This window comes from Rhizobium croatiense, from assembly GCF_019793465.1.
GTDB lineage: Bacteria > Pseudomonadota > Alphaproteobacteria > Rhizobiales > Rhizobiaceae > Rhizobium > Rhizobium croatiense.
Map to the genome: position 1 here is coordinate 82,423 of NZ_JAILYJ010000020.1, position 25,454 is coordinate 107,876.

The window sequence follows — 25,454 nt, forward strand, 5'->3', positions numbered from 1 at the left end:
ACGAAAGGAACAAGCAAATGTCGATCGCAACCATCCAGTCCGATCGTCTTGGCGCGAACCCGTTCGTCGTCGAAGGCCCGATCGTCTCCGGCTCCGGCATTCCCGGACCGAACTTCGCCCTCGGGGCGGTCGCCGGCGGCGATCGTGAATCCGAATGGGTCTATTGCCAGCTGGTGCTGGCCGCGCAGACGACCCTTCAGCCCGGCCAGTGGTTCCAGTGGACCAGGGACTATGTCGCCTCGCTGCTGACCACGGCGGGCGCCGTCGTCGGCCAGCGCTGCGGCGTCTTTTCCGGTGCCGCCCAGCCGCCGACGCTGACCGGCGGCCCGCTCAGTGCCATCACCCTTGCCGCCGGCACCTATTATATCTGGCTGCAGCGCAACGGCCAGGCGCCGTCGCAGGTGACGAGCGCAACGGCGGCTCTCGTCGTTGCCGAAACCACCACGACGGCAGGCCAGGCAAGTGCGCCTGCCTCGGCGACCGTCGGCACCAAGGCGATCGCCAACGTCAACTTCGCCGCCGCCAACCAGACGTTTACGGCCACCACCGTCAACGGCTCCAGCCTGTTGACTGGTCTCGCCGGTCTGAATGCCGGTTCCGGCCCGTTCATCGGCGCGGCCGTTTCCGGCACGGGTATATCAGGCGGCACGACGATTGCAGGCATCACCTACAGCCCGAACGGCGTCGTGCAGAGCATCACGCTGTCGGCCAATGCGACGGCCAACGGCACCGGCGTCACCATCACGGCGACGGGCGTGCTCGAAGCGACGCTGATGCGGCCGTTTCTGTCGAAGGTGAACTAAGCCAAAAAATCAACGGGCGTTTCGGCGCCCGCTATGCCTACTTTCAACGCTTGCAAACTTCTCTTCCGTCATGCTCGGGCTTGTACCGAGCATCTGCTGCCGGTCGATGCGTAGCAGATCCTCGGCACAAGGCCGAGGATGACGAGAGGAGATGTTTCCCACGCCCATTCCTCATCTCCCCGCCATCAACAGCGAGACCAGCAAATGCCCGACAACACCGGAATCTATGCCTCCTTCAGCCTCGAACCGGTCGAACAGACCTTTCTGACCGAGAAGGAGGGTCGGCCGATTTTTGCCGACAAGGAATTCGTCCGCATCTTCATCGCAGGCGACAAGCACACCGAAGTCTATCGCGAGGTGACCGACAACGACAAAATCCGCTTCGCCGACGCCTATAAGCGCTTCAAGGAGGGAGCTGCTGCCCGCGAGCAGCTGACCGGCACGCCGCTTTCGCAATGGCCCTATCTGAAGCCCAGCCAGATCAAGGAGCTGGAGGCGGTCAATATCTATACCGTCGAGCAGCTGGCGGCGCTCTCCGATACCGCCAAGCAGAAGATCGGCATGGGTGCCAACGAGCTTACCGCCGCCGCCCGGGCCTATCTGGCGACCGCCGAAAACTCCAGCGCCGCTTCCGCCTTCGCCGCCGAAAACGAGCGGCTGAAGGACGAGGTGAGCCGCCTGCAGGCGCAGATGAAGGAGATGGCTGCGCGGTTCGAGGCGCTCGAAAGCGAAAGCGGCAAGAGCCGCAGCCGGCCGGCGGCCTAAAGAAGGCCTGACGCAAGCCGCCCCCTCATCCGCCCTACGGGCACCGACCGGGGTTGAGCCACGGGTCTCAACCCGTCCTTCGGACCCCCGCTGGGGAGAAGAGGGAATCGAGACCTCGCGGCATAACCCCTTCTCCCCTCGGGGAGAAGGTGCCCGTAGGGCGGATGAGGGGGCCACACGGCACAACCCTCACGCAAATTCACCTGACCCTGAACCGGAGATCCCCCGCATGTCGCTCCTGACCATCATTCAGAACGTCTGCGCGGAGATCGACCTCGATCCGCCGACGGCCGTCATGTCCTCGGCGGATCCGCAGATCATGCAGCTGCGCATCCTTTCCACCCGCGCCGGCCGCGACCTGATGCGGGCGCATGACTGGTCGGCGCTGATGGTGCGGCGGCAATTCCAGGCGACCGGCGCCAACCCGGAGCTGGACGAGCCGCCCGGCGACTGGGACCGCTTCGCCGCCAATGCCAGGATCTGGAACGTCTCGCGCCTCTGGTCGCTGAACGGCCCGGTGGAGCCGCAGATCTGGCAGCGCCATCAGATCCTCAATGCCAACCCGGTGCCGCAGATCTGGCGCATGGCCGGCGGCAAGCTCGACATCTACCCGAACGTTGCCGGCGAGACGATGGAATACGCCTATATCTCCGGCTTCTGGGTGGCGGTGAATGGCGGCGCCACCACCGCCGGCAACTGGGCCAACGACACCGACACCGCCCGCTTTCCCGAAGAGCTTCTCGAATTGTCGCTGATCTGGCGCTGGAAGCGGGCCAAGGGCCTCGACTATGGCGAGGAGCTCGCCAGCTTCGAACGAACCAAGGAAGCCGCCATCGGCGCCGATCGCGCCGCAAGCCCTGTCGATCTCTCGCTGCCGGCGCGGGGGGAGGCGCTCGAGACTTATTGGCCCGGCACGATCACGGTTGAGACCCCATGACCCGCACAGCTTTTCCCCCGAACGGCCGCACCCGCCGCGTTTCGCCAGGCAAGGACTGGATCGCGCCGATCGGCGGCTGGCGAACCGATGTCGAGATGGCCGATATGCCCGAAGATGCGGCCTTCCAGCTCGACAACTTCTTTCCCGAGGCAAACCGGGTGCGCGCCCGCTATGGTTTTCTCGCCTTTTCAACCGGGCTCGGCGCCGACGTGCAGACGGTCATTCCCTATTCCGGCGTGACCAACCGGCTGTTTGCCGCCGCCGGCGACAAGATCTTCGACGTCACGGTCGGCGGTGCTGCCGGCGCGCCCGTCGTCTCGGGCCTGGCGAGTGCCCATTGGTCGGTGCAGCAATATACCAACCCGGCCGGCCAGGAATTCCTGCGCCTCGTCAACGGCCTCGATACGCCGCTGATCTTCAACGGCACCTCGTGGACGAATAATTTCCTGGTGGGCACGGCGGCGCTCGCCACCCAGAATGTCGCCGTGCGCAACACGGCCTACACGCTGAGCTTCTTCGGCACCGGCTCGGTCACGCTTTCGGGCGCCTTCTCGGGCACGCTGAACGGCACCGGCGCCGGCAACCGCGTGTCGCTCGCCTTCACGCCGGCCGCCGGCACGCTTGTCGTCACGGTGACGGGAACGGTCACCAATGCGCAGCTCGAAAAGGGCGCGGCGGCCACGCCCTATGTCGCCTCGACGATGATAACAGGCATATCGGACGCCTCGCTGCTTGCCGCCGTCACCGCCTATCGCTCGCGCCTGTGGTTCATCGAGAAGAACTCGACCAATGTCTGGTACCTCGCGACCGACGCCGTCAGCGGCGCGGCCACCGTTCTGCCGGTCGGCGGCAACATGAAATATGGCGGCACGCTGGTGGCGATCAATGTCTGGACGATCCCGGTTGCGACAGGCCTGCAGCAATGCCTGGTGCTGATCTCCTCGGAAGGCGAGGTGATCGTCTTCCAAGGATCCGACCCCTCGAGCGCGGCGAATTGGGGCCTGATCGGCACCTTCAAGCTCGGCCGGCCGCTCGGCAGCGACCGCTGCCTGCTGTCGGTCGGCGCCGATCTGGCGATCATGACGACCGACGGGATCGTGCCGATCACCAAGGCGGTGCAGCTCGATCGCGGCGCCACCAGCCTCGGGGCGATCACCGCAAGAATCGGCCCGACCTGGCGCGAGACGGTGGCGGCGGCCGGCACGAGCTCGCAGGAATGGCAGCTTTCGAGCTTCCCGGCGCGGCAGATGGCGATCGTCAACCTGCCGTCCTCCTACGGCCCCTATCAATATGTGATGAACACCGAAACCGGCGCCTGGTGCCGCTTCGTCGGCATGCCGGCCTCCTGCTGGGCGACGTGGCAGGACCGGCTGTTCTTCGGCGCGGCCGACGGCACCCTCTACGAGGCGGAGGTCGGGGCGAACGACAATGGCGCGGCAATCGACGCGCTGATGGTCGGCGCCTGGAGCCGCTTCGGCGACGGGCTTTCGACCAAGCTCTCGAAGCTGATCGGGGTGACGGCGCAGATCGGCGTTTCGACGCTGATGTATGGCGGCATTTCGGTCGACTACCAGACCAAGGTGCCGACGGCGCTGCTGTCATCAGTCGAGAACAATGCGGCGGCGAAATGGGGAACGGCGGTCTGGGGTGTCGCGAAATTCCCCGGCATTTCGCTGGTGCGCAAATTCGCCTCCGCCGGCGGCGCCGGTTCGGCCTTAGCGCCGACGATCCGGGCGCTGATCTCCGGCTCGTCAGGCTCCGTCTCGGAAGCCGCGGTCGTCGGAGGCTCGGTGCTTTACGAGAGGGGCGCGCCGATTTGATCGTCAGCGAACCGAGCGCCGAGATCGCCGCCTGGCTCGGGGCCAGGATCGGCGTGGAATTCCACCCGCCCTATACCGCATTGGCCCATGTCGACCGCGGCCGGATCATCGCCGGCTTCGTCTTCAATGTCTGGACCGGCCACGATGTCGAGATCTCGCTCGCCGCCGACCGGCTGTCGCTGACGCTGCTGCGGGCGGTGTTCGACTATGTCACCCGCCAGCTCGGCTGCCGCCGCGTCACCTGCCGCACCCGCGCCGACAACAGCAACGCGCAGAGGCTGCTCGCCAAGCTCGGCGCTGAGCCGGAAGGCCGCCAGCGCGGCTATTTCGGCGATTGCGACGGCCTGCTTTACGGAATCATCAAAGAGGATTTTCCCTATGGTCTCCACGCCAAAGGCCCCGAAGGCGCCTGATCCGACCCAGACCGCAGCGGCGCAGACGGCCACCAACGTCGACACCGCCATCGCCAATGCGGGGCTTAGCCACACCAACCAATACACGCCGGATGGTTCGCTGGAATACAAGGTCACCGGCTACCAGACGATGAAGGATCAGAACGGCAAGAGCTACCAGCTGCCGACCTATTCGGCCTATCAGACCTATTCGCCCGAGAACCAGGCGATCTACGACCAGACGCAGCAGACGCAGCTCGGCCTTGCCAGGCTCGCCAACGACCAGACCGGCAAGATCTCCGGCATCCTCGGAACCAATGTCGATCTCAGCGCCGGCAATGTCGACAAATATGTCAACAATCACTGGCAGTCCGGCTTCAACAACCAGTGGGACCGCGACCAGGCGAGCCTCGAGCAGAGCTTGGCCGACAAGGGCATCTCGATGGGCTCGGCGGCATACGACAACGCCATGCGCGATTTTTCCACCCGCAAGCAGGCCGCCTCCGACCAATATCTCGGCGACATGTATTCGAATGCGCAGAATTCGATCCTGACCGAGCGCAACCAACCGCTGAACGAGATTTCGGCGCTGATGTCGGGCTCGCAGGTGCACCAGCCGAACTACGTCAACACGCCGACGACGCAGCTGCCGAATGTCGACCAAGCCGGGCTGATCAACGAAAACTTCAATCAGAAAATGGGCATCTACAACCAGCAGCTCGCACAATCCAACGCCGCCATGGGCGGCCTCTTCGGCCTCGGCGGAACACTCCTTGGCGGCTGGGCGAAATCCGACCGGCGGCTGAAGGAAGACATCAGATGCGTCGGCACGCTTGACAATGGCCTGCCGGTCTACGCCTTCCGCTACAAAGAGGGCGGCTCGATGCAGCTCGGCCTGATGTCCGACGATGTGCGCAAGACGCATCCGGACGCGGTGTTCGAACATGCCGACGGCTTCGACCGCGTCGATTACCAAAGGGCGGTGGGCTGATGGCATATATTTTCGGCGGCGACACCGGCAAGACGCAGAGCGTCAACGACCAGCGCAAGCGGCTGGCTTACGCCATGCTGCAGCAGGGTATGGATATGAGTCCGGTGCAGTCGCCATGGCAGGGCGCGGCGCGGCTGGCGCAGGCCCTGATGGGTGGACTGGCGATGAGGCGAGCGGATCAGGAGCAGCAGGCGGGAACTCCTCAGGCTCGCACCGCGCCGACGTCTTCAACTCCGCCGGCGAAGTCTCCGGGCTTTCCTGCCGTTGTTGTTCGGCCGTAGGAACAATGCTCCATGAACCAGGCGTAGCTAGCTACTAGCGCCCGCGGGAAGCATCCCGCTTACAGCCGGGGAAACTCCTTCTGAGAGGGCTCCGGACTGAGAAGGCATGCAGTAACCCCGCCGTTCCTGCGCAATCGGCTCGTCCTCGTGCCTCAGGCAGGCGTCCGCGAGCTGTTGTCCACAAGTCCTTATCCCAACCCGATTCCCACAAGTCTACAGGAGGCTTTGATGCCAAATTATGATGGAACGCCCGTTGCCGCAGCGCCGAAGATGTCGCGCCTTGGCGCTGCCCCCCATGCGGGGCAGTCGGGTGATCTCTCGATCAACAATGTCGTGCGCTCTATCGGCCGCGGTGTGCTCGGGGTAGGTCCCTACCTCGATGAGATGAACGCGGCGACAAATGCGGCGATAGCTCCAGCCATCAATCCGTTACTGCCTGACAGCTGGAGACTGCCCGGCGACACCTATGAAGAGCGATATAATACCTCGCTTGCTATGCAGCGCGGCATGGATGAGGCGTTTGATGAGCAGCACCCCTATATCTCCGAAGGGCTGCAGGGCGTTGGAGAGGTGGCCTCTACCCTTGCCTTGCAAAGGAGTGCGCCAGGCATTGGCAAGGTCGTGCTTGGCAACGTTGGCAAGGGACTGCCGGCTCGTATTGCTGCAACCATTGCCTCAAATCTGGGAATGGGTGCTGTTGAAGGTTTCGGCGATGGGGAAGGTGGTTTAGGGAACCGAGCCGAGCAGGCCGTTCATGACGCTGTGGTGGAGGCTTTGACCGGGCTCGGTATGATGCCGGTGGAAGCAGGCGCCGAAGCTGGTCGTAAAGCTGGCGCCAAGGCTCTTGCGCGCGCGCTTCTTAAAGTACGCGGACGTTAGGAACGCTGCGCTTTGGCCGTTGCGGTGTGGAGAAGGTCCTGCAACCATGTCGTGAGGGATGTCCGGCCCGATGAGCTCGCGGTGACTCGGGACCTCTTGCCGCAGTACCGGAAAGGCGGCTTCTCGCTTCTGCCGGCAGGATCCGCTGAACGATATCAGCCACCCTCAAAGGCGATCTGGATCGGTATGGCGACCAGCAGCAATGTTGCGAGCGTGATCATCAAACCGAGCGCGCCGCCCAAGAGGCAGTTGATGACGCTGAAGACGATTCCCTCGCCGTTCGCTCGCGCCTGCTTCCATCCACGGATCGGCAGCAGGAATACCGCGAGCGGCGCCCTGACAAGGATGTGGGCGACATGTTTTAAAGCGCCCGGAACATCGTTTTGACTCCGGCCGATCGAAAGTTCGGATGGCCGGAACATGCCAAGCGCATCCCATCGTCCGATCAAGAAACAGATCGGTCCTGCCGTCAAAACGCCGGCAAGAAAGATGGTCAACTCGGTCGGAAATTGACCAAGCACCCACTCGACGGGACCTTTCTTGAGCGGTGACCATGAGGCAAGCGCCACGACGGCGGCGAGTATTGCGGCGATCTTGATCGCTTTGTTCGAAGGCTTGTGCGGCTGATGATCGGTCTGCATGCCGCAACCGATACTATACGATTCAAGGCATCGCAATTCGTGGGGCCTTTTTGGAGAAAACAATGCCCAGAAACCCATCAACCGGCGTCTATTCGAAACCCGCCGGAACGACACCATCCGTCGGCCAGGTCATCGATCCGGCCCCGTGGAACGCGCTGACCACCGACCTTGGCAACGAAATCACCAATTCGCTGCCGCGCGACGGTTCGGCGCCGATGGCCGCGCCGCTCAAGGCGGCAACCGGCACGGTTTCGGCGCCGGGCGTCGGCTTCGCCTCGAACCCGCAGACCGGGATCTATCTCAAGGGCGGCGGACAGCTGGGTTTCACCCAGAACGGCATCGACATCGTTTTCGATAAAGCGTCGGCCTATACGGCGAAGTCAGGCGATTACACCGCGCTCGCATCCGACGACAACGCCGTCCACCGCTTCACCGCGGCCGCCACGCTCACCCTGACCACAGCGGCCACGCTCGGCGCAAACTGGCACTATTGCGTCATCGCCGATGGCGGCGATGTGACGATTGACCCGAACGGGTTGGAGACAATCGACGGCGCGGCCACACTTGTCCTCAAGAACGGCTACAGCGTCGAAATCATCTGTTCCGGCGCCGCCTTCTTCACCAACAAGCTCTTCGCCAGGATCCAGAGCAAAGCGGATAGTTCGGCCGTCGGCGATTTCGTCGTCGGGCTCGTCCTTTCCAATAACGCCAGCAGCCCAAACACCCACGTCGATTTCGCCGCAGGCTCCGCCAGATCGGGTGCGAGCTTCGTTGCCAGCGTCGCCTCATTCACAAAGCGGGTGACGGGAACATTTGCGGCAGGAACAGGCGCGGGCGGCCTCGATGCCGGTGCCGTCGCAGCAAATGCGACATACTTCGCCTATGCTTTGCGCAAGGACGCCGACCTGTCTTTCGATGTAGTGCTCTCGAGCTCGGCGACGATCGGCGGCATCACCACAACGCTGCTCAGCGGCTATACCGTCGTCAAATGCATCGGCGTGGTGCTGACGGATGGAAGTTCGCTAATCCGGCAGTTCGTGATGTATCCGAGGGACGAATATACCTTCGTGACGCCGGTCAAGGATGCTGTCGGTGCCGCTATCTCTACAACCTCGACGCTTCTGGCGCTGACCGTGCCAAATGGGATGAAAGTCAAAGCGAAGCTGCGTTTCGAGTTTACATCGTCGGCAACGACTAACGCAGCTCTGCTATCCGACCCTGCACAAGGTGCGCTTGTTGCCGGCGCCGGCAGCGATGGCGCCAACGTCGGCACTATCCAGGTAGCGAGCGGTTTCGCAGTGGGATCGCAGGAGATATGGACAAATACAAGTCGGCAAATTCGCATGGCATTGGGCGGCTCTACCGGCAGCATCTGGATCTGGAACGATGGCTTCCATTTCCCTTGCGGAAGGATCTCTTGAATAAGCTCCACACCTGTGTTTGACATGCTGCCATCACGCCGGGAGTAGAAATGGCACAGGTCGATAAGGCATCATATCGCAATCGAGGCGGCGTAATCCAGCGGCTCGTCACTGTTTATAAGCGCTTCCGCTACTTCACCGCAGCCGGCGAAAATCTCGTGGTGAAGCGCAGCGCTGAGTTCCGCCTGGTCGGTCATGCCGTCCTTGAGGTCGGCGATAACGTCACCATCCAAGATCAGTCGTTCTTTCAACTTACAATGCCAGAGCCCAAAGTCTTCATCGGCAACAACACCGTAATCGGCCGGCGCAACATCATCACAGCGAAGAACCGGATATCAATCGGCAACGATGTCTTGATCGGCTCCGATGTCCAGATCATCGATCACGGTCACGGCATGAGGCGCGATACGCCGATCAGGCTTCAGAAGGCTGAGATCGGTGCAGTTGAGATCGGTAACGATGTCTGGATAGGCGCCGGAGCGAAGATCCTGATGAACGTCAAAATCGGCAATGGCGCCGTGATTGGAGCGAACGCCGTTGTGATAAGCGACATCCCGGAATATGCAATCGCTGTCGGTTCGCCGGCAAGGGTTGTCAAATATCGCGAATAGCCGTCAGACACGGCTCGTCCAATCGCGCTGACATTCCATCATGTGACGCAGCTAGAACGCGACTGCGAAGATTATCGCTAAAAGCGCGGGTCATATTACCTCCGACGAAATCGCCAACGGAGGCAATGGGATCAGAAGTCGCGTAAAAACGGAATCTTCAAGCCGTTCCGCGTTCAACGCACGCCCTCTAGTGTCCTTTTTCGTTGGACAGGACACCCCAACTCGCGCCGCGTCTCCCATGCGTGAGCCGCACCCCCCAGACACCCCGGAGCCGACCTCATGCTCGTCCATAACTGGCGCGCGGTGCTGAGGCGCGCCTGGAGCGTCCGCCTTATGGCGTTGGCGCTGCTTTTCATTGTCCTTGAGCCCGTCACCAATTTCGTCGCCGCCGCCTGGGTGCCCCGCAACCATTACATCCAGCTCGCCATGTCGGTGGCGTCGGGCCTATTCGCCGCGGCGGCGATCGTCGCCCGTATCGTCTTTCAACAGCAAATCTCAGGAGAACTGAATGGCAAACCGCCTGCAGAAGGGTGATGCCGCCGCGGCCATGGCTGTGGCGCTCGTCGGATCGTTGGAGGGGTTGCGCCAGAACGCCTATCCCGATCCGGCGACGCGATCGTGACCTTGACCGCAACCGCGACACTCGGCACGAACTGGCACTAGGCCGCTATTGCAGATGGCGGCGATGTAGAAAGTAGTCAAATACCCCGTTGAAATTGCATGACCCCCACAGAAGCGGAAACGGTGACGTCAGCCATGGAAGCGGGGTGCTTGCTCGCTGGCGATCTATAATGCCGCATCCTGTCTGGAGTCGAATGGTCCTCATTGGGCTGCGGGGCACGCTTACGAGCTGCCTGTCTCCAACGCGCAGACGAACTCTTGGCGTCGGAAGCCTAATCGTACCGCCCGGTCGTCGTGAAATCCGCTCAACGAATTGATACACCAATACCGGCACTCGGATCGCAGTTATCAAGCAGCAGTTTATGCTTTATGCGAGCATCGTCCATGCTGTATACCCCTGCGGAAAGTAATCGTAAGCGGGGGAAATTCAGGGATGGCTGGGGTAATTTCGGTGGCTAAGAGTATCACGCCCCAATTCGTGAAGCGGATAATCTCAAAGAGATTAGGCCCAAGTCCTTCGAATTTGACACCGTGGAACGATGAGGGTCTTGCAGCCGACGCAGCGGTATTTTCCAGGTCCCAGCGCGCCGCCGAAAACATTGATGGTATGTTGTCGACATTCTCAATGGCGGCCATGGATAGCTTGCTTTCGCTCCAGAAGGCGAAAGGCGCAGTTGTCGAGTTCGGAACGTACAAGGGTCGGTCGGCCGCAATCCTTGCAAACCGGGTCGCACCGGATGAAAAATTCATTCTGGTCGATATCGCCGATTATCTTGATCTGCAGGCTATTCGCGCGATCAATCCTGGCGTCGATTTCGTCCAATGCGCGTCCAGGGAGTTTCGGCGCAAATACCCGGATTTCCGCAGCATAAGGAAGAAAAGCCGTCTGGTTCACGTCGATACGAGCCATTCGTATCGGGATACCTATAGCGAAATGAGGCTGTGTGACGAGCTTCTGTCGCCAGAAGGAATCGCGGTGTTCGATGACTTCACCAACCTCAATTATTCGCAGATAATACCGGCGATCTATAAGTATATTTACACAAACAGAACAGACCTGTGCGTTTTCATGGTCACCGATGAGAAGTGCTATCTGTGCAGGAAATCACATCTGAACATCTACCTCTCCTTCGTATTGCAGGGGATTATCAGATCCATGGCCGTGCGGGGCATCAATGACGCGATGATTGCCAGATCTGGTTGGCATAGAGAATACAGGGCAATCTATCTGCGCACCAAGTCTGACGGTGAAACAGGTGATCGCTATGGCGAGGAAATATATGGAAACTTTTATGCTGGTCCGTAGACGGCAACATCGAAAGGACCGGCTCGCAACAGACGCCGCCTCTAGAGGGGCAGCTGTCTTGCTATATCTAAGACTGGCGATTGCCGGGCGGCTTCAAGCGGTGCCTAGGCGACCTCAGCCTCGTCAATGCAAGAGCGGTATTTGACGGCATTTCCCGTCCTCTAGGTTGAGGCGGAACATTACCCCGCAACATTGAAATTTCGGCTCGCCCCCGTCTCCACCCAGGAGGCGGGTGCTTCGCTATGTCCACACACCCCGGAGCCTCCCATGCTCGTCCACAACTGGCGCGCGGTGCTGAGGCGCGCCTGGAGCGTCCGCCTTATGGCGCTGGCGCTGCTCCTCATCATAGTCGAGCCCATCTACAGCTTCGTCGCCGCCACCTGGGTGCCCCGCAACATCTACATCCAGCTCGCCATGTCGGCGATCACCGGCCTCTTCGCCGTTGCGGCGATCGTCGCGCGCATCGTCTTTCAACAGCAAATCTCAGGAGAACTGAATGGCAAACCGCCTTCAGAGGGGTAGCGCTGCGGCCGCCATGGCCGTGGCGCTCGTCGGCAGTTTCGAGGGGCTGCGGCAGAATGCCTATCCCGATCCAGCCACAAAAGGGCCGCCCTGGACCATCTGTTATGGCAGCACCAATGGGGTCAAGCCTGGGGATCGCAGGACGGTGGAGCAGTGCAAGGCGCTGCTGGCGCTGGAGCTTCAGACCTATGCGCGTGGCATCGAAAGCTGTGTGCGCGTGCCCTTGCCGGATGCGCGTTTCGTGGCGCTGACCTCGTTTGCCTACAATGTCGGCGTCAAGGCGGCCTGCGGGTCGAGCGCGATCCGGCTGATCAATCAGGGCAGGACGGCCGAGGGCTGCGAGGCGCTGTTGAAGTGGAACCGCGCCGCCGGCATCACCTTTCCTGGCCTGACGCGCCGCCGGCAGAAGGAACGCGCCTTCTGCCTGGAGAGCAACTGATGTTCTCCCTCCTCGATACGCTGAAGATGGGCGCCGGCATCGCCGCCGGGCTGCTTTTCTATCACCTCTATGCCGTTGCGATCGGCTATCCCTCCGCAGAGCGCCAGGCGCGCGCCGGTTATGTGGTGCTGGCCGAGAAGGCTGCGGCCGACGCCAAGGCGGCCGAGATGGAGCGCCAGCGCGATGCGGCGGCCCACGCCGGCGAAGAGCATCGCAAGCGGCTGGAGGCGGCCAAGGCCGCCGAGCAGGCCGCCAGGGACACATTGGAAAACGAGATCCGATCCTATGAACTCGAGCTTTCGCAAAAGAACCGCGCTTGCGCTGTCACTGCTGCTGATCGTCAGTGGCTGCTCCGCCACTGAGCGGCTGGACAGGGCAGCCAGCGCCAAAGGGCAGGCGGCGGCCGGCATCGTGCTGCCGCCGCTGCCCGACGACCTCAGAAGACAGGAAGCGCATGCGCCTGTCCTCGAAGGCGAGCCGCTGATCGCGATCCTTGCCCGCGAGCGCCAGGCGCTCGACCGCGCCAACGCCCGCCAGGGGCGCACGGTAGAATTCTACGACGACCTCACCAGCCGATATGGAACACGCCGATGATGAATGCCATTTCGCTTGCCCTTGCCAATCCGCTGCTGAGCGGGAGGGGCGGCAGTGCCGGAGATCCAGACCGCTATATGTTCTTCGCGACCCGCAACCGCATGCCGTCGGGCGGCATCGTCACCGCCGCGTCCGGCACCAATTATGTCTGCAGCAAGATCGTCGTCAACACGCCGCAATATAAGACGCGGACCTTCCGCTTCCACCTTTCCGGCTTCGCCTCGACGGAGGGCGGAAACTCGCCGCAGGAAACCATCGTCACCGGCACGATCGGCACCTCAGGCAATTCGGTGATTGCCGATGCCATGTTCATCCGCGTCGCCGGCATCTTCTATCAATGCAGCTTCGCCGGCTCGAACACGGTGACGGTCGCCGACCAGACGAACGGCGCCTGGACGGATGAATTGACCATTCCCGACGTCGCGCCGGAAAGCGAAATCGAAATCTGGCTGTTTTATCACACGGCCGTCGGCGACAAGATCTGGCCGGTCTACCGCATCCAGAAGCATCGCGGCGAACGCGTGTGGGGTGCGAGCGATCACGCCACTCTGCTTGCTTTCAAGGACACGCCGCTCGCTGACAGCACCGCCGCCCTCGATGTGAGTTATGGCCAGCAGGCGCAGCCGCAATATTGGGGGGCCGATTTCATGGTCGCCAAGGGCGATTGGGACGGAAGGCCGGTCGCCCTCGGTTTTGTCGACAGCATCGGCGAGGCGCGCCAGGAATATTCTTCCGCCGCCGACAGCCGCGGCAATCTCGGCTGGTTTCGCCGCTGGCTCGACAAGGACGGCGGCGCCGGACGAATTCCGCATTGCCTGATCGGCATGCCCGGTGCCGGATCGGTGCGCGAATACACCGGATCCGGGTCATCCATCGCAACCCGGCGAAGGGATATCGTCCGCGAGATCAAGACGTTCAACGGCAACAAGCTGCCCTTCACCGTCATCGCCAACCAGATGGGACAGAACGATACCTCGACATCCTACAGCACCTGGTTCAACACCAATTACCGGGGCCTGGTCGGGCGCCTGCGCACGGAGTATGCCGGCGTCAGGATCGTGGCCTTCCCGCCGCTCGGCCGCACGACCATCACGCGCAACGTTACGCTGACGTCGGTCGGAACCACTGCGACCGCGACGATATCCAGCGGGCTGAACGGGCTCGCTACGGGGCAGACGGTCAGTATTTCAAACGCAACTCCGACGGCCTACAACGGGAACTATGTGATCACCGTCACCGGTGCGAATACCTTCACCTACGAGTTCGCCGGCGGCACGTCGCCGGCAACCGGATCCATTACCTGCAGCGATCTCGGCTTGCGGGCCGAATATCAGGTCTATGGCGCCAACAACACCTGGCCCTCGGACGGGACGGACGCTTCGGGCAAATGGCGGCTGCACGATGATATCATGGCGCAGACATCGGCCTGCTGCGACGCGGCGATCGACACCTATGGAGCGTGGGTCTCGCCATCCAGAGGCGGCGTCTGGCCCGGCATGCTGGAGCTTCCGAGCACGACGTTGACCGCGCAGGCCGGAACGGATGGCGTGACCACCTACAACACGATCGTCGTCGCCGATGCCAGCCTCTTCAGGCCGGAGCAGACGCTGCACATATATTCGGGTCCGGATGGCGTCGCTCGCCTCAGCACCCAGGTCGTCGGCAGCATCGCCGGCAACGTCATCACCTACCAGGGGGCGAGCGCCGCGATCCTGCCGGTCGGCTCGGTGGTGCGTCCGGCGCCGACGGTCGGAGAGCTTTCGCCGGTGTCCTTCATTCACCCGCAACCCATCATGATCGACCGCATTGCCGGCGGCATTCCGCAATCCGAAAAGCTGAAATTCAATTCGTAATAGGGTGCCGATATGACATCGAATGACGATATCCTGCGCGCTCTCGGGCGCGTGGAGGGAAGGCTGACCGGCATCGAGGAAAATGTCGCGCTGCTGCGCCAGGAGATGAGCGACGAAAAGGCCAATGCCCATGATTTCAGCGCGGTGATCCACAAGCGCCTCGACGAGCAGACAAGGCAGATCGCCCATCTCGATACGAGAGTGGCGATCAGCGGCGGCGCCGATGCGCAGATCCGCGCCGAGTTCAGGACGCTCAAGGAAACCGTCGAGAAGAACCAGGAGACGGTCGGCCCGGCGCTCGAGGAGTGGAAACGGATGAAATCGATCGGCTACGGGATTTCAGGGCTGATCGCCTTTGCCGGGCTGACGACCGGCGGCATCATCGCCTATGCCAGCGACGGGGCGGTGGCGGCGCTCAGGCATTGGTTGAAGATCAGTTGACGTGGGGCGCCGATCGACAGCAATTCCAGGCAAACTCCGCCTGATATATTGGCGCCATCACGGACTAGATAAGCTCTCTAAATTTTAGACTTTGCTAACGAACCAAACCGGCGCCTGTTTGTTATCCCTCTCAGGAGGAAACAGACATGAAGAGCATGAACAATCGCCAAGTTCGCGTTCCCGGTCCGCGGGAGCATGATGTTGCAGAGCATTGCCGCAAGTTTGGAATTGGGCCGGCGGAGGAGAAGAAGCTGAAGAAGCTGCTCGGGTCTCACGCGCCGTTGCATGAGATCCAGGCCAATGCGCCGCCGCGCCAGCCGAAATGGCGGTGAATGCATGCGGCCGAGCTGTCTGATTTCCGAAGGCGGAAGCAGAAAAGACGGCCAGAATAGATTGTGCGACGAAGGTTTACTCGGAGCGCGCGACTATCGGTAACGGAATATTTCCGCATCGAGAAATAAGTTAGGAAATACTCCGTCGTTCAAGTATCTCCGCCGGGAACTTCCGGCACGAGCCAGTGTTTTGATCGCAGGGCCGCGTGGCAGGTTTTCGTCTCCTGTGTACCCCTGCTACCCCTGCAGGCGCTGCGCGGCCCACTGAGACATATAGTAATTCCTGGCTGACGGTGGCGTGCGGGTGCCCGCGCGCCACGCCTTTAATGCCGCAGCTCGCGCGACAGCATCAGAATGTAATCATCGGCAATATCGGCGACCACCATGGCCGCTTCCGCCGGCGGAAAGCCCCAGCCGACAGCCTCGGCGACAATCTTCATCACATGCGGTTCAAGCGCCTCGCGGCAGTCGGACAGGGTTTTGACATGCGGGCATTTGGCACGAAATTCCACGACATTGCTCATGGCATACTCTCCGTTTGAAATGTTACGCCCTTGATGCATGAAGCCGGTCTTCCCAGGGAAAGAGGGGCTGCGGGTCCGGTGAGCCATCCCGGACAATTAGTAATCGTGAAAATACGATGGCATAGGGCGGCACGCATTCAAGCTGATGCTGATATTAAGGTAAGCTGGTAGGGTTAATTCGTCCGGCGGCAGCCGGTCACAGTCTGCCCGCCTGTCAGGCAATGGCGCAACCTCTTGTTTCCCTGTCGCTTTCCGGCACGAAAAACCGCCGGTCTCGCCGGATTTTGCCCGGAAGTATCGAAATTTACCATGCGCGGCGGCAGGAATGGCCCGGAGGCCGCAGCCTTGTGCCGGAGCGGGACGGAGACAGGAAAAGCCCGTCTCACGGGCTTCCCATCTCCAATTTCGGATGTCGCAACGCGCAGCCGCTTCAGGCCGCGGCAAAGGGCACGGCGACGAAGGTCTTGTTGCCGTCGCGCTCGACGAGCAGCAGCACCGATTTGCGGCCGGCCTTGCCGGCTTCGGCGATCGCGGCCTTGACATCGCGGGGATTGTGCACCGGCCGGTCGTTGACCGAGACGATGACGTCGCCCGACTGGATGCCGGCGGCGGCCGCCGACTTGTCCGGCTTGACGCTGGCGACCACGGCGCCGCTCAACGACCGCGGCAGGTCGAGCTGCTGGCGCACTTCGGGCGTCAGGTCGGCAAGGCCGATGCCGAGGCTCGGCTGGCCGGAGGCCTGGCCCTGCGCTTCCGGGCTTGTCGCCGCGGCCTGTTTCTGGCCGTCGGCATTGGCGCCGACGGTGACGTTGAGATCGATCGTCTTGCCGTCGCGCCAGACAACGAGCGATTCCCGCGTGCCCGGCGACAGATCGGCGACGAGCCGCGACAGGTCCTTCGGCGTCTTGACGGCCTCGCCGCCGACCGAGGTGACGATGTCACCGGGTTTCAGGCCGGCCTCTGCGGCCGGCGTATCGGCGGAAACGGCGGCCACCAGCGCGCCGCCGGTTTTGTCGAGGCCGACGGCATCGGCGACGTCCTTGGTGACCGGCTGGATCTGCACGCCGAGATAGCCGTGATCGATCGAGCCGTTTTTCTCAAGCTTGGCGACGACCGCCTTGGCCTCATCGGAGGGAATGGCGAAGCCGACGCCGACGCTGCCGCCGTTCGGCGAATAGATGGCGGTGTTGATGCCGACCACCTTGCCGTCGCGGTCGACGAGCGGGCCGCCGGAGTTGCCGTGGTTGATCGGCGCGTCGATCTGGATGAAATCGTCATAGGGTCCGCTGTGCAGGTCGCGGCCGCGCGCCGAGACGATGCCCGCCGTCACCGTCGTGCCGATGCCGAAGGGATTGCCGATCGCCAGGATCTGGTCGCCGAGCTTCAGCCGGTCGGAATCGCCCCAGGCGATGGTCTGCACCGGCTTGCCGGCCGCGATCTTCAGGACCGCGACATCGGATTTCGGATCGGTGCCGATCAGCTTGGCCGGCAGTTCGGTGCCGTCGTCGAGCGTCACCTTGATGTCGAGGGCATTGTCGATGACATGGTTGTTGGTGACGATGACGCCGTCGGGGCTGATGATGAAACCGGAGCCGAGCGCCATCGCATGCTGCGAGGGCTGATTGTGCGGCGCCCGCCGGGGCAGGGGGATGCCCTGATCCTCGAAGAACTGGCGGAACTGCTCGTCCATTGGCGATTGCTGATCGGCGCTGACATCGGTCGTCCTCATCGTCGTGGTGATGGTGACGACGGCCGGCTTGTCAGCCTCGACGATCGCCGCGAACGAGCCGCCTGCGGCGAGAATGCCGCCCGTATCCGAAGGGGCGGCCAGCGCGGTCGAGCTATTGATCGCAAAGGGCAGGCAAGCCGCGCCGGCGATGATGGCGGCTCCGACGAGCGCTGCGGTGCGGTGTTGGCGGAGGATATGTGACATGGCGGTAATCCCTTGGGCGGTCGCCCTTTGGAAGAAGATTGGCTTGTGTTGGCGTCGTGGTTCCCCGTCATGGGACCTGGCGTCGGATGGCGTATGGCGCCAATTCTTGGGGACACGCGCAGTCGTCGGGGGCGGCGGCCTGGCGAATGGAAGAATTCGCGCTCGCTTATCGATAATGATCCCGTCGAACCGATTTACAAATTAAATATTGATCATGTTTATATTGCCGATTTGTAAGGTTTCACTTGGGTTTAACCTTCATTTCCGTCTGCTGCTCAAGGCGGCTGCGGCGCATCGGCAAAGGCCGGCTGGTTTCTATCCGGCGTCATCGCTTCCGCTCGGATTTCCATCGAAAACAATAGGCTTATTGCCGGCAGACCATCCGGCCGCCTGCCCGGAATATGTCGCCACCATAAGATGTTAGTAGACTCTAAATTAATTCTTCTTCAGAAAGTAAAGGCGGAGAATCGCCGAGTCCGCAGCGGCAGACGGGGAGGCGATGAGCAAGTCGGTGGAGCGGGGGAGGAAGCCGAGGCGCGGCGCGCCTGTGAAGCTTAGCGATGTGGCGAAGAAGGTGGGTGTCAGCCCGATCACCATCTCGCGCGCGCTGCGCAATCCCGAAATCGTCTCGGAGGATCTGCGCGAGGAGATCCTGCGCGCGGTCGAGGAGATGGGCTATATTCCCAATCTCGCCGCCCGGGCGCTGGCCGGCCGCCACAACGGCATCGTCGCCGTCATCACGCCCGCCTTGCACCAATACGGCTTTACCAGCCTGATGGTCGGTATCGAGGATCGTTTCCGCGACACCGATCTCACCGTGCAATATTCCAATACGTTGCGCCATGCCGAGGGCGAGGCCGGCCTGTTGAAATCCTTCCTGACGCAGAAGCCGGCCGGCGTCATCATTGCCGGCGCCGAATCCTACCGAGATCTTCTGCCGCTGATCGACAATGCCGCCTGTCCCATCGCCCATGTCACCGATCTCAGCCAGGAGCCGCAGAAGCTGGTCGTCGGCCTCGATCATTATACGGCAGGCGCCGAACCCACCCGCTTCCTGTTGTCGAGGGGCTACAAGAGGATCGCCTTCTTCGGCCGCGGCGCCGATGTCCGCTCGCGCCGGCGGATAGAAGGCTATGAGGCGGTGATGCGCGAAGCCGGGCGTTTCGACCCCGCTCTCATTATCGGCGGCGATGCGACAAGCCGCACCGGCCTCGGTCGGGAACTGTTTGCCCGGCTGATCGAACGCGTGCCCGATGTCGATGCCGTCTTTGCCCAGAGCGACGAACTGGCGCTCGGCGTCCTTATCGAATGCAAGGCGCGCGGCATCCGCGTGCCGGAGGAGGTCGGCATCTGCGGCTTCAACGATCTGGAATTCTCCGCCTTCATCGAGCCGTCGCTGACGACGGTGTACATCCCGCGCCAGGACATCGGTTACCGCGTCGCCGACATGCTGCTGCGCGCCATCCGCGACGAACCGCCTGACAAAGACAGGGTCGATTGCGGCTTTTCGATCATCCCGCGCGGCTCGACACGGTAATCTGTTAAGGCAACGCGACAATAGGCGTGGAGCCCGAGCCTTGCTGAAGCCAGCCTAGGCATCGTTCCGAATATTCCTTATATGGACAAAATGACGATCACTGTGCTGATAAATGGATAAGGCAGGCGTGTCTTTTGACAGAATGCGCACCTTTGTTCGCGTCGCCGAGCGCGCCAACCTGTCGATGGTCGCAAAGGAGCTGGGCGTCGGCCAATCCACCGTGACGCGGCACCTCAAAGAGCTGGAGGAGGCTGTTGGCGTGGCCCTCCTCAGCCGCACCACGCGTCGCGTCACCCTGACGGAGGAAGGCAGTCGCTATTATGCCAACTGCCTTCAGATATTGCGCCTGGTCGAACAGGCTGCCGAAGAAGCCAGAGATGCGCGTCAGGCGCCGGCCGGCGCCGTTCGCCTTTCATGTACGGCAGCGCTCGGCGTCATGCATGTCACGCGAATGATCTTTGCCTTCCAGGACAGGCATCCTGATATCCGCATCGACCTCAACCTGACCGACGAGCGTATCGACCTTGTTCGCGAAGGCGTTGACGTCGCGCTCCGTCTTGGACCGCTCGCCGACAGCTCAATGAAACTTCATGCGGTCGGAGAGAGCCAGCGGCTGCTGGTCGGCGCTCCGGCTTATTTGTCCGCCCGGGGACGGCCGGAGCGTCCGGCCGATCTGTCACGCTACGAAACCGTGGTGATGTCCAACGTCGCGGGCAGCAACCAGCTCCACCTTTTTTCTCCCGATGGCACCAGCCTGATGATCCCGGTCAGTGGTCGGTTGCGCGTCGATCACGGGCTTGCGGCACGCGAAGCCCTTGCCGCCGGACGCGGCATTGGTCCTACACATCTCTGGCTGATTCACGATCTTCTGGACGATGGCCGGCTCGAGGTCGTGCTTGGAGACTATCGGCCTTCGCCGGTTCCGGTGAGCTTGCTGATTGTGCCGGAGCGTGCAGCCATTGCCCGCGTTCGGCTCCTCGTCGACTTTCTTGCCGCCGAGATCGCCAAGCTGCCGGGCATCCGGCCATCGTAAGTCTTTGTTTTCAAGCATGTCGTTATCGCGAGAAGGGCTTCAAGCTGCGAAAGATCGCTTGTCGCCGCGCCACCCCGACGTCCGCAGAAACTGCTCCCAGTTGAGCGTCTCGGGAGCCAGGCGCCGGCTCCATTCGAGATCGTGCTCCTTGCCGAAATAGCCATACTCGACGGCATATTCGACCATCCCGAGAAGCTCTCGCACGAAAAATTCGTTGGCGGCAAACTCCGGAAAATAGTTGAGCAAGCCCTCCCTCTCGAAAGCGTTCCGATACTCGGCCTTGCGGCCGGTCACGCGCTGAAAGGTTTCGACCATCTGCCGCGGAGAAATGATCTCGCCGACGACCGGCAGCGTTTTGCCGTTGTAGCGCTCGGGGTTTGAGAAGATCTCGAGGACAACAGGCCCGGTCGCCGTCAGCGGATCGACAAAAGGTGCGGCGAAATCTTCAGGAAGATAAATCGGCAACAGCAGGGTGTCGCCTTCCATGCGCGGCGCATAATATTCGATTAGGTTGGTGTAGAAGAATGCCAGCATGATGAAGGAATGCGAGACCGGCAGGCCGCGAATGTGATCTGCAACGCTGGCCTTATCGGTAAAATGCGGGGCATATTTCGTCCCACCGGTGATCTTGTCGACATTCTCGAGCGTGCTGAACACAATATGCCCGACGCCGGCCTCCACGGCCGCATCCGCCAATTGCCGGCCGAGAGGCGCCTCGATTGCCTCCGGCGCGGCGATCGGCGGCGTCATCACAAACGCGCCATCCGCGCCCTTGAAGGCGGCAACGAGATCCTCCTGACGGCCGAGTTCGAGAGGCACGGCGGCGATCTCAGCGCCGAGTTTTTTCAGACGTAAAGCTTCCGGCGAATCCTGTCTGCGCGTGAAAGCACGGACGCGGAAGCGCTGGCTTTCAAGAAGAGTCGCAACGACGCTGCGCCCCTGTTTGCTCGTTGCACCGGTAACCGCGATCAACGGCTTGGTGTCTGTAGACATGGCTTTCATCCTTTCCTGTTGCTTCGCCGCCGAAGAGGACGGCAGGCGTCTTTACAAGGAGGGCGGGTTGTCCAGGCCGATTGCCCTGCCTCGACGGTGAGAAGACTATCGAAACAGGAACGATGGTTATAGACGGATGAAATGCATAAGATAATGCCATTTTATGGATAAGTGGCGGCGTGCCCAGGCGGCAGTTCGTTGCGGCGGATCGGAAACAGCGCGCGTGAGGCGAGGATGGCCGGTGCTCGATCTCTGCCGAGCCACATCACTTTTCGCAAAGCCGTCGGCTGCCGGAATATGGCTGATAGGTACAATCGGATGGCCGGAAGGAGCGGTAACTGCGCGAGCAGGCGGTGATGTTACAGGACTGCGGCGCGCCTTGACCGTCGACCACTGCTTCGGTCGATCGCACGCCGTTCAGCGTCCGTTCGCTCGCCGCTTCACGCATGAAGTCCCGCCAAATATGCGCTGGCAGGCTGCCGCCCGTCACTCCCTTCATCGGCGCGTCATCATCATTGCCAACCCAGACACCGACGACGAGCGCGTCCGTGAAGCCGACGAACCAGGCATCACGATTGTCCTGGCTCGTGCCGGTCTTACCGGCCGCAAAGGTGCCGGGATCTGCGCCACGTCCAGTGCCGTGCTCGACCACCAACTGCAGGAGGCCGAGAAGGTCGGACTGGTAGGGTGAAAGATCGACATTCGGCTTTGATTGTTGGCCAACACGAAACGTGTTCGGCTGCCCTGCCGCCTGGAAGTCGATGATGCCCCAGGGCTTGACGGGTGCCCTGCCGAGTTGGACGGAGGCATAGGCGCTGGTGAGGTTGAGCAGATTGACTTCGGAGGTGCCGAGTGCCAAAGACGGCGTGTTGGCCAGTGGCGCATCGATGCCGAGTTCGCGCGCTGCGGCAATCACATTGTCCACACCGACCTCTTCGGCAAGCGCCACTGACGCGGCATTGAGAGATCGCGCGAAGGCTTCGGCAAGCGTTACCCAACCGCGAAAGTCGCCGCCGGAATTTTCCGGCGACCAGCCGTCGATGTCTATTGGCGCGTCCAGAACCGAGTCAGACAGAGTGAGCCCAGCCTTCAACGCTGCGTAATAGACGAACAGCTTGAAGGTGGAACCCGGCTGGCGCATCGCCGTGACGGCACGGTTGAACTGGCTCGCCTTGTAGTCGCGCCCGCCTACCATCGCTACGACCGCCCCGTCCGGCGTCATTGCTACCAAGGCGGCTTGCGACGCGCCGACCGTCTTTCCCTCACCGTCCAGGGCTCTTGTTACGACCCGTTCGGCGATCTGCTGCAACTGCGGCACCAGCGTGGTGCGCACCGAAGTCGAACCTGGCGAGGCGCCGGCGATTTCGCTTGCCTGCGGCGAAATCCAGTCGGCAAACCAGCTTCCGGAGCGCGGCGTCGGCGTCGTTGGGTGCAGGCTGGTAAAGCTCGTCTTGGCCTCCGCCGCCTGTGGCGCAGTGATCTTGCCATTGGCCGCCATGGCGTCGAGGACGACCATGGTGCGCTGCCGGGCGCCTTCGAAATTGTCGATGGGATTCCATTGGCTCGGCGCCCGCAGCAATCCCGCCAGCATCGCCGACTCCGGCAGGTTGAGGGCGCCGATGTCCTTGTTGAAATAGATGCGCGCGGCGGCAGGCATGCCGGTGGCGCCGGCGCCAAGATAGACGCTGTTGAGATAGCGCGTCAGGATTTCCTCCTTGCCGAGCTTCCACTCCAGCCAGAACGCGATGACGACCTCCTGGATCTTTCGTTTTATGGTTCGGTCGCTGTCGAGGTATTGCAGCTTGATGAGCTGCTGGGTGATCGTGCTGCCACCCTCCACCACCGAGCCAGCCTCCAAATTTCGCAGAAGCGCCCTCGCGATGCCCCTGGGGTCGACGCCGAAATGATCCATGAACCGGCGATCCTCGATCGAAAGGACGGCATCGATCAAATGGGGCGGAAACTGCTCGTAACGGGCATATGGACCCTGATAAGGTCCCTGCCTTACCAACGGCGCACCATCGGCGGTTTCCAGAACGACGACCGGCTTTAACGTTCCATCGCGGATTTCGCTCCAGGGCACGTCTTTCAATGCCCACACCAGCACGCTGCCGACGAGGAGGCAAACAAGAAGGGCGAACCCCACCGCGAATTTCCGCCAGCCCGCGATGAGCCATCCGCTCTGTCGACTTTCACGCGGCTTTGAACGCCGATCGCGAAAGCCGCGCCCCGCCTTGACCAAGGCAGTCGTCATCCATGTGCGGGGAGCCGAGGCGATTCCAGGCCGCGTCGACCTCCTCAGCTTCGCGCTCCAAGACAATACGGCGGTCTTGATCTTCGCCAAGGCAGAATTTGCCTGCAAATCTTGGCGTATCGCACGGAACAGAGTTCTGGCGGCCTGCCTGGTTTGATCGAATGATCCATGGGGCGGGTGCGGGTCGTCGCTTTGGCTGGTTCCTGGTGAATCCGAGGTGGCCGCTGGCGCTGCCGGATCCAGTATCTGATTGCGACCCGAGCTCGAACCGCTAACGCTTTCACCTGTGGATTCGGGAGAATGGGGCATCGGTTACCGCTAAAAAAGCCAACGCAGCATCACCGTTATAGACGGGTGATGCCGAGTGTTCTACCGCAAAAGGCCCCACCGACTGCTGCTATGACAATGACAGCTTAAAGTGCGACCTGGGAAGCGACCGATATCAATTCCTGGGAATTCGGCGCCTTGAACGTCTGGACCCCAGGCTCCAGAACTTCCGTGAAGCTCCAGCGTACGATGCCCTCCCGGTCGATGAGGAACTGACCGACAAGTTGCCCCTTGTCGGCCGTCATCATCTGCCGATCGGCCTCGGTAATTGGATATCCTTCCTTCTCGTTGATAAATTCATCCATTGCTATCGGGTTCATGGGCTCGGGCAACTCGCCCGGAAGATCGATCCGTATCGCCATCACCGTGTCGATGCCGACCTCGGGTAAGCCGAAGGCTCGGTGTGAAGCCTTTACCGGGTCGGAAGCCGCAAGAAGATCGGGTATCGGATGGTAACGGAAATAGAGCCGCGCGCGTTCAACCGGGGTGTTTACAACAGCCAGGGACTGGACGCCTTTCTCGCGCAGCATCGGGTTGAGATAGGCCATGGCCGCGACATGGCGCCGGCAGAACGGACAATGCAGGCCTCGAAACAAACCGATCAACAATGGGCTGTGGCCACGAAAATCATCAAGTGCGATCTTCCCCTCGCGCGAGATCGCGTCAAACACAACGTTCGGGACCGGGTCGCCCGGTTGTAGCGGATGGTCGGCATAGCGCGTGGACATGGACATCTCCTCGCTCGGGGATCAGCCGAGAAAAGGCGCCACGCTAGGTGTTTGGAGGTCGGGATTGAGCGTTGGCCTGACCTCTCGCTTACCGCACGCCAGGATCCAACCTAAGAATGGGCCCACATTGGCCGGCGGGCAAGCGTAAACGGTGAATCGTGGACTAAAAAGTCGCTTTTCTGCAAACCCCTCTTTTGTAGGGGCGGCGGTAGAGGCCGACAAAAGGAAACTGGAGCTGAGGACCTGCCGATTTTGCCTTCGACCAGCGTGGGCGGTGTCGCCGAAGTGATACAGCATCAAGCTGCAACAGCCGCTCAAATGCGAACCGGCCGACTTTTCGTTGAGCCTATGACCTGCCACTGAACTTTCATCCGGCGACGATTAGAGCCTCGGCAGTTTTGGATACGCCAAATGGCGCGGTGTGAGCAACCGGCGGAAACGCGAAGCTTTCATCATGCGCAGCGTTGGAGCCGGTT

Annotated in this window: 27 protein-coding genes and 1 pseudogene; 22 read left to right on the top strand and 6 right to left on the bottom strand. The window is 61.8% G+C overall.

The window, feature by feature from the left end; translation table 11 throughout:
- Positions 1-17: 17 nt before the first annotated feature.
- From K6M89_RS26530 to K6M89_RS26565, 8 genes are all read left to right on the top strand, one after another.
- Positions 18-803, top strand: a complete 786-nt coding sequence (locus K6M89_RS26530; protein ID WP_222141574.1) for a hypothetical protein — start codon at positions 18-20, stop codon at positions 801-803.
- Positions 804-1,007: 204 nt separating this feature from the next.
- On the top strand, positions 1,008-1,568 hold the full coding sequence (locus K6M89_RS26535) for a hypothetical protein (protein WP_222141575.1): 561 nt from the start codon (positions 1,008-1,010) through the stop codon (positions 1,566-1,568).
- A gap of 229 nt (positions 1,569-1,797) precedes the next feature.
- Positions 1,798-2,505, top strand: a complete 708-nt coding sequence (locus K6M89_RS26540) for a phage adaptor protein (RefSeq protein WP_222141576.1) — start codon at positions 1,798-1,800, stop codon at positions 2,503-2,505.
- Positions 2,502-4,325, top strand: a complete 1,824-nt coding sequence (locus K6M89_RS26545) for a hypothetical protein (protein WP_222141577.1) — start codon at positions 2,502-2,504, stop codon at positions 4,323-4,325. Before K6M89_RS26540 ends, K6M89_RS26545 begins: the two co-directional genes overlap by 4 nt.
- The gene (locus K6M89_RS26550) at positions 4,322-4,738 is read left to right on the top strand and encodes a GNAT family N-acetyltransferase (RefSeq protein ID WP_222141578.1); all 417 of its coding nucleotides are present in this window, start codon (positions 4,322-4,324) and stop codon (positions 4,736-4,738) included. Before K6M89_RS26545 ends, K6M89_RS26550 begins: the two co-directional genes overlap by 4 nt.
- Entirely contained in the window at positions 4,704-5,708 is a 1,005-nt protein-coding gene (locus tag K6M89_RS26555) for a tail fiber domain-containing protein (RefSeq protein ID WP_222141579.1), read from the top strand. The genes K6M89_RS26550 and K6M89_RS26555 overlap by 35 nt, the downstream gene beginning before the upstream one ends.
- Positions 5,708-5,989, top strand: coding sequence for a hypothetical protein (locus tag K6M89_RS26560; RefSeq protein WP_246642700.1), 282 nt, complete (start codon positions 5,708-5,710; stop codon positions 5,987-5,989). Before K6M89_RS26555 ends, K6M89_RS26560 begins: the two co-directional genes overlap by 1 nt.
- A 228-nt stretch (positions 5,990-6,217) precedes the next feature.
- Complete coding sequence (locus tag K6M89_RS26565; RefSeq protein ID WP_222141580.1) at positions 6,218-6,868, top strand: hypothetical protein; 651 nt, start codon at positions 6,218-6,220, stop codon at positions 6,866-6,868.
- 155 nt (positions 6,869-7,023) lie between these two features.
- Here the strand turns inward: K6M89_RS26565 and K6M89_RS26570 are convergent, their stop codons facing one another.
- Positions 7,024-7,587 carry a hypothetical protein gene (locus tag K6M89_RS26570; protein ID WP_222141581.1) on the bottom strand — a complete coding sequence of 188 codons (564 nt, stop codon included), beginning with the start codon at positions 7,585-7,587 and terminating at the stop codon, positions 7,024-7,026.
- On the opposite strand from K6M89_RS26570, the gene K6M89_RS26575 reads away from it, so the two are divergent.
- The 12 genes and pseudogenes from K6M89_RS26575 to K6M89_RS26630 all read left to right on the top strand — a co-directional run bounded on the left by K6M89_RS26575 (position 7,572) and on the right by K6M89_RS26630 (position 15,649).
- Complete coding sequence (locus K6M89_RS26575; RefSeq protein WP_222141582.1) at positions 7,572-8,930, top strand: hypothetical protein; 1,359 nt, start codon at positions 7,572-7,574, stop codon at positions 8,928-8,930. The two genes, K6M89_RS26570 and K6M89_RS26575, sit on opposite strands and share 16 nt — an antisense overlap.
- A gap of 50 nt (positions 8,931-8,980) precedes the next feature.
- Complete coding sequence (locus K6M89_RS26580; protein ID WP_222141583.1) at positions 8,981-9,541, top strand: acyltransferase; 561 nt, start codon at positions 8,981-8,983, stop codon at positions 9,539-9,541.
- Positions 9,542-9,820: 279 nt separating this feature from the next.
- Positions 9,821-10,075 (top strand): DUF7940 domain-containing protein, encoded by a 255-nt coding sequence (locus K6M89_RS26585; RefSeq protein ID WP_222141584.1) that lies wholly within the window; start codon positions 9,821-9,823, stop codon positions 10,073-10,075.
- Positions 10,050-10,157 (top strand): annotated as a pseudogene (locus K6M89_RS26590) (lysozyme); the annotation flags it as partial. The gene K6M89_RS26585 and the pseudogene K6M89_RS26590, both read left to right, overlap by 26 nt.
- 438 nt (positions 10,158-10,595) lie before the next feature.
- The gene (locus K6M89_RS26595) at positions 10,596-11,468 is read left to right on the top strand and encodes a class I SAM-dependent methyltransferase (protein WP_222141585.1); all 873 of its coding nucleotides are present in this window, start codon (positions 10,596-10,598) and stop codon (positions 11,466-11,468) included.
- A gap of 267 nt (positions 11,469-11,735) precedes the next feature.
- Positions 11,736-11,990: a DUF7940 domain-containing protein gene (locus K6M89_RS26600; protein ID WP_222141586.1), complete on the top strand. Its 255-nt coding sequence runs from the start codon at positions 11,736-11,738 to the stop codon at positions 11,988-11,990.
- Positions 11,965-12,429 carry a lysozyme gene (locus K6M89_RS26605; protein ID WP_222141587.1) on the top strand — a complete coding sequence of 155 codons (465 nt, stop codon included), beginning with the start codon at positions 11,965-11,967 and terminating at the stop codon, positions 12,427-12,429. Before K6M89_RS26600 ends, K6M89_RS26605 begins: the two co-directional genes overlap by 26 nt.
- Complete coding sequence (locus tag K6M89_RS26610; protein WP_222141588.1) at positions 12,429-12,791, top strand: hypothetical protein; 363 nt, start codon at positions 12,429-12,431, stop codon at positions 12,789-12,791. Before K6M89_RS26605 ends, K6M89_RS26610 begins: the two co-directional genes overlap by 1 nt.
- Before the next feature lie 49 nt (positions 12,792-12,840).
- On the top strand, positions 12,841-13,023 hold the full coding sequence (locus K6M89_RS26615) for a hypothetical protein (protein ID WP_016734478.1): 183 nt from the start codon (positions 12,841-12,843) through the stop codon (positions 13,021-13,023).
- Complete coding sequence (locus K6M89_RS26620; protein ID WP_222141589.1) at positions 13,020-14,876, top strand: hypothetical protein; 1,857 nt, start codon at positions 13,020-13,022, stop codon at positions 14,874-14,876. The genes K6M89_RS26615 and K6M89_RS26620 overlap by 4 nt, the downstream gene beginning before the upstream one ends.
- A 12-nt stretch (positions 14,877-14,888) precedes the next feature.
- Positions 14,889-15,317, top strand: coding sequence for a DUF1515 domain-containing protein (locus tag K6M89_RS26625; RefSeq protein WP_222141590.1), 429 nt, complete (start codon positions 14,889-14,891; stop codon positions 15,315-15,317).
- A 146-nt stretch (positions 15,318-15,463) separates the two neighbouring features.
- Positions 15,464-15,649 (top strand): hypothetical protein, encoded by a 186-nt coding sequence (locus K6M89_RS26630; protein ID WP_183841058.1) that lies wholly within the window; start codon positions 15,464-15,466, stop codon positions 15,647-15,649.
- A 323-nt stretch (positions 15,650-15,972) separates the two neighbouring features.
- Here the strand turns inward: K6M89_RS26630 and K6M89_RS26635 are convergent, their stop codons facing one another.
- Together K6M89_RS26635 and K6M89_RS26640 are read right to left on the bottom strand one after the other, a co-directional pair.
- Positions 15,973-16,173, bottom strand: a complete 201-nt coding sequence (locus tag K6M89_RS26635; protein WP_010028409.1) for a hypothetical protein — start codon at positions 16,171-16,173, stop codon at positions 15,973-15,975.
- A gap of 430 nt (positions 16,174-16,603) precedes the next feature.
- A complete protein-coding gene (locus tag K6M89_RS26640) occupies positions 16,604-18,106 on the bottom strand; it encodes a DegQ family serine endoprotease (RefSeq protein ID WP_222141591.1) in 1,503 nt (500 codons plus the stop codon).
- Between the two features lie 499 nt (positions 18,107-18,605).
- Between K6M89_RS26640 and K6M89_RS26645 the strand changes: the two genes are divergently transcribed.
- Positions 18,606-19,643, top strand: a complete 1,038-nt coding sequence (locus tag K6M89_RS26645; protein ID WP_222141592.1) for a LacI family DNA-binding transcriptional regulator — start codon at positions 18,606-18,608, stop codon at positions 19,641-19,643.
- Between the two features lie 112 nt (positions 19,644-19,755).
- The gene (locus K6M89_RS26650; protein ID WP_222141593.1) at positions 19,756-20,676 is read left to right on the top strand and encodes a LysR family transcriptional regulator; all 921 of its coding nucleotides are present in this window, start codon (positions 19,756-19,758) and stop codon (positions 20,674-20,676) included.
- A gap of 39 nt (positions 20,677-20,715) precedes the next feature.
- Here K6M89_RS26650 and K6M89_RS26655 read toward each other — a convergent pair whose 3' ends face one another.
- The 3 genes from K6M89_RS26655 to K6M89_RS26665 all read right to left on the bottom strand — a co-directional run bounded on the left by K6M89_RS26655 (position 20,716) and on the right by K6M89_RS26665 (position 24,978).
- Positions 20,716-21,669, bottom strand: a complete 954-nt coding sequence (locus tag K6M89_RS26655) for an NmrA/HSCARG family protein (RefSeq protein WP_222141594.1) — start codon at positions 21,667-21,669, stop codon at positions 20,716-20,718.
- A gap of 265 nt (positions 21,670-21,934) precedes the next feature.
- Positions 21,935-24,232 carry a PBP1A family penicillin-binding protein gene (locus tag K6M89_RS26660; protein ID WP_222141595.1) on the bottom strand — a complete coding sequence of 766 codons (2,298 nt, stop codon included), beginning with the start codon at positions 24,230-24,232 and terminating at the stop codon, positions 21,935-21,937.
- Positions 24,233-24,336: 104 nt separating this feature from the next.
- Positions 24,337-24,978, bottom strand: a complete 642-nt coding sequence (locus K6M89_RS26665) for a peroxiredoxin-like family protein (RefSeq protein ID WP_222141596.1) — start codon at positions 24,976-24,978, stop codon at positions 24,337-24,339.
- Positions 24,979-25,454 lie beyond the last annotated feature (476 nt).

What these genes read in the sequence shown, in the direction of transcription:
- K6M89_RS26625 (WP_222141590.1), top strand. Translation starts at nt 14,889, where the DNA reads ATGACATCGAATGACGATATCCTGCGCGCTCTCGGGCGCGTGGAGGGA.
- K6M89_RS26560 (WP_246642700.1), top strand. Translation starts at nt 5,708, where the DNA reads ATGGCATATATTTTCGGCGGCGACACCGGCAAGACGCAGAGCGTCAAC.
- K6M89_RS26530 (WP_222141574.1), top strand. Translation starts at nt 18, where the DNA reads ATGTCGATCGCAACCATCCAGTCCGATCGTCTTGGCGCGAACCCGTTC.
- K6M89_RS26600 (WP_222141586.1), top strand. Translation starts at nt 11,736, where the DNA reads ATGCTCGTCCACAACTGGCGCGCGGTGCTGAGGCGCGCCTGGAGCGTC.
- K6M89_RS26540 (WP_222141576.1), top strand. Translation starts at nt 1,798, where the DNA reads ATGTCGCTCCTGACCATCATTCAGAACGTCTGCGCGGAGATCGACCTC.
- K6M89_RS26565 (WP_222141580.1), top strand. Translation starts at nt 6,218, where the DNA reads ATGCCAAATTATGATGGAACGCCCGTTGCCGCAGCGCCGAAGATGTCG.
- K6M89_RS26575 (WP_222141582.1), top strand. Translation starts at nt 7,572, where the DNA reads ATGCCCAGAAACCCATCAACCGGCGTCTATTCGAAACCCGCCGGAACG.
- K6M89_RS26570 (WP_222141581.1), bottom strand. Translation starts at nt 7,587, where the DNA reads ATGGGTTTCTGGGCATTGTTTTCTCCAAAAAGGCCCCACGAATTGCGA.
- K6M89_RS26545 (WP_222141577.1), top strand. Translation starts at nt 2,502, where the DNA reads ATGACCCGCACAGCTTTTCCCCCGAACGGCCGCACCCGCCGCGTTTCG.
- K6M89_RS26555 (WP_222141579.1), top strand. Translation starts at nt 4,704, where the DNA reads ATGGTCTCCACGCCAAAGGCCCCGAAGGCGCCTGATCCGACCCAGACC.
- K6M89_RS26665 (WP_222141596.1), bottom strand. Translation starts at nt 24,978, where the DNA reads ATGTCCACGCGCTATGCCGACCATCCGCTACAACCGGGCGACCCGGTC.
- K6M89_RS26605 (WP_222141587.1), top strand. Translation starts at nt 11,965, where the DNA reads ATGGCAAACCGCCTTCAGAGGGGTAGCGCTGCGGCCGCCATGGCCGTG.
- K6M89_RS26585 (WP_222141584.1), top strand. Translation starts at nt 9,821, where the DNA reads ATGCTCGTCCATAACTGGCGCGCGGTGCTGAGGCGCGCCTGGAGCGTC.
- K6M89_RS26610 (WP_222141588.1), top strand. Translation starts at nt 12,429, where the DNA reads ATGTTCTCCCTCCTCGATACGCTGAAGATGGGCGCCGGCATCGCCGCC.
- K6M89_RS26595 (WP_222141585.1), top strand. Translation starts at nt 10,596, where the DNA reads ATGGCTGGGGTAATTTCGGTGGCTAAGAGTATCACGCCCCAATTCGTG.
- K6M89_RS26660 (WP_222141595.1), bottom strand. Translation starts at nt 24,232, where the DNA reads ATGCCCCATTCTCCCGAATCCACAGGTGAAAGCGTTAGCGGTTCGAGC.
- K6M89_RS26635 (WP_010028409.1), bottom strand. Translation starts at nt 16,173, where the DNA reads ATGAGCAATGTCGTGGAATTTCGTGCCAAATGCCCGCATGTCAAAACC.
- K6M89_RS26645 (WP_222141592.1), top strand. Translation starts at nt 18,606, where the DNA reads ATGAGCAAGTCGGTGGAGCGGGGGAGGAAGCCGAGGCGCGGCGCGCCT.
- K6M89_RS26535 (WP_222141575.1), top strand. Translation starts at nt 1,008, where the DNA reads ATGCCCGACAACACCGGAATCTATGCCTCCTTCAGCCTCGAACCGGTC.
- K6M89_RS26630 (WP_183841058.1), top strand. Translation starts at nt 15,464, where the DNA reads ATGAAGAGCATGAACAATCGCCAAGTTCGCGTTCCCGGTCCGCGGGAG.
- K6M89_RS26580 (WP_222141583.1), top strand. Translation starts at nt 8,981, where the DNA reads ATGGCACAGGTCGATAAGGCATCATATCGCAATCGAGGCGGCGTAATC.
- K6M89_RS26640 (WP_222141591.1), bottom strand. Translation starts at nt 18,106, where the DNA reads ATGTCACATATCCTCCGCCAACACCGCACCGCAGCGCTCGTCGGAGCC.
- K6M89_RS26655 (WP_222141594.1), bottom strand. Translation starts at nt 21,669, where the DNA reads ATGTCTACAGACACCAAGCCGTTGATCGCGGTTACCGGTGCAACGAGC.
- K6M89_RS26620 (WP_222141589.1), top strand. Translation starts at nt 13,020, where the DNA reads ATGATGAATGCCATTTCGCTTGCCCTTGCCAATCCGCTGCTGAGCGGG.
- K6M89_RS26650 (WP_222141593.1), top strand. Translation starts at nt 19,756, where the DNA reads ATGGATAAGGCAGGCGTGTCTTTTGACAGAATGCGCACCTTTGTTCGC.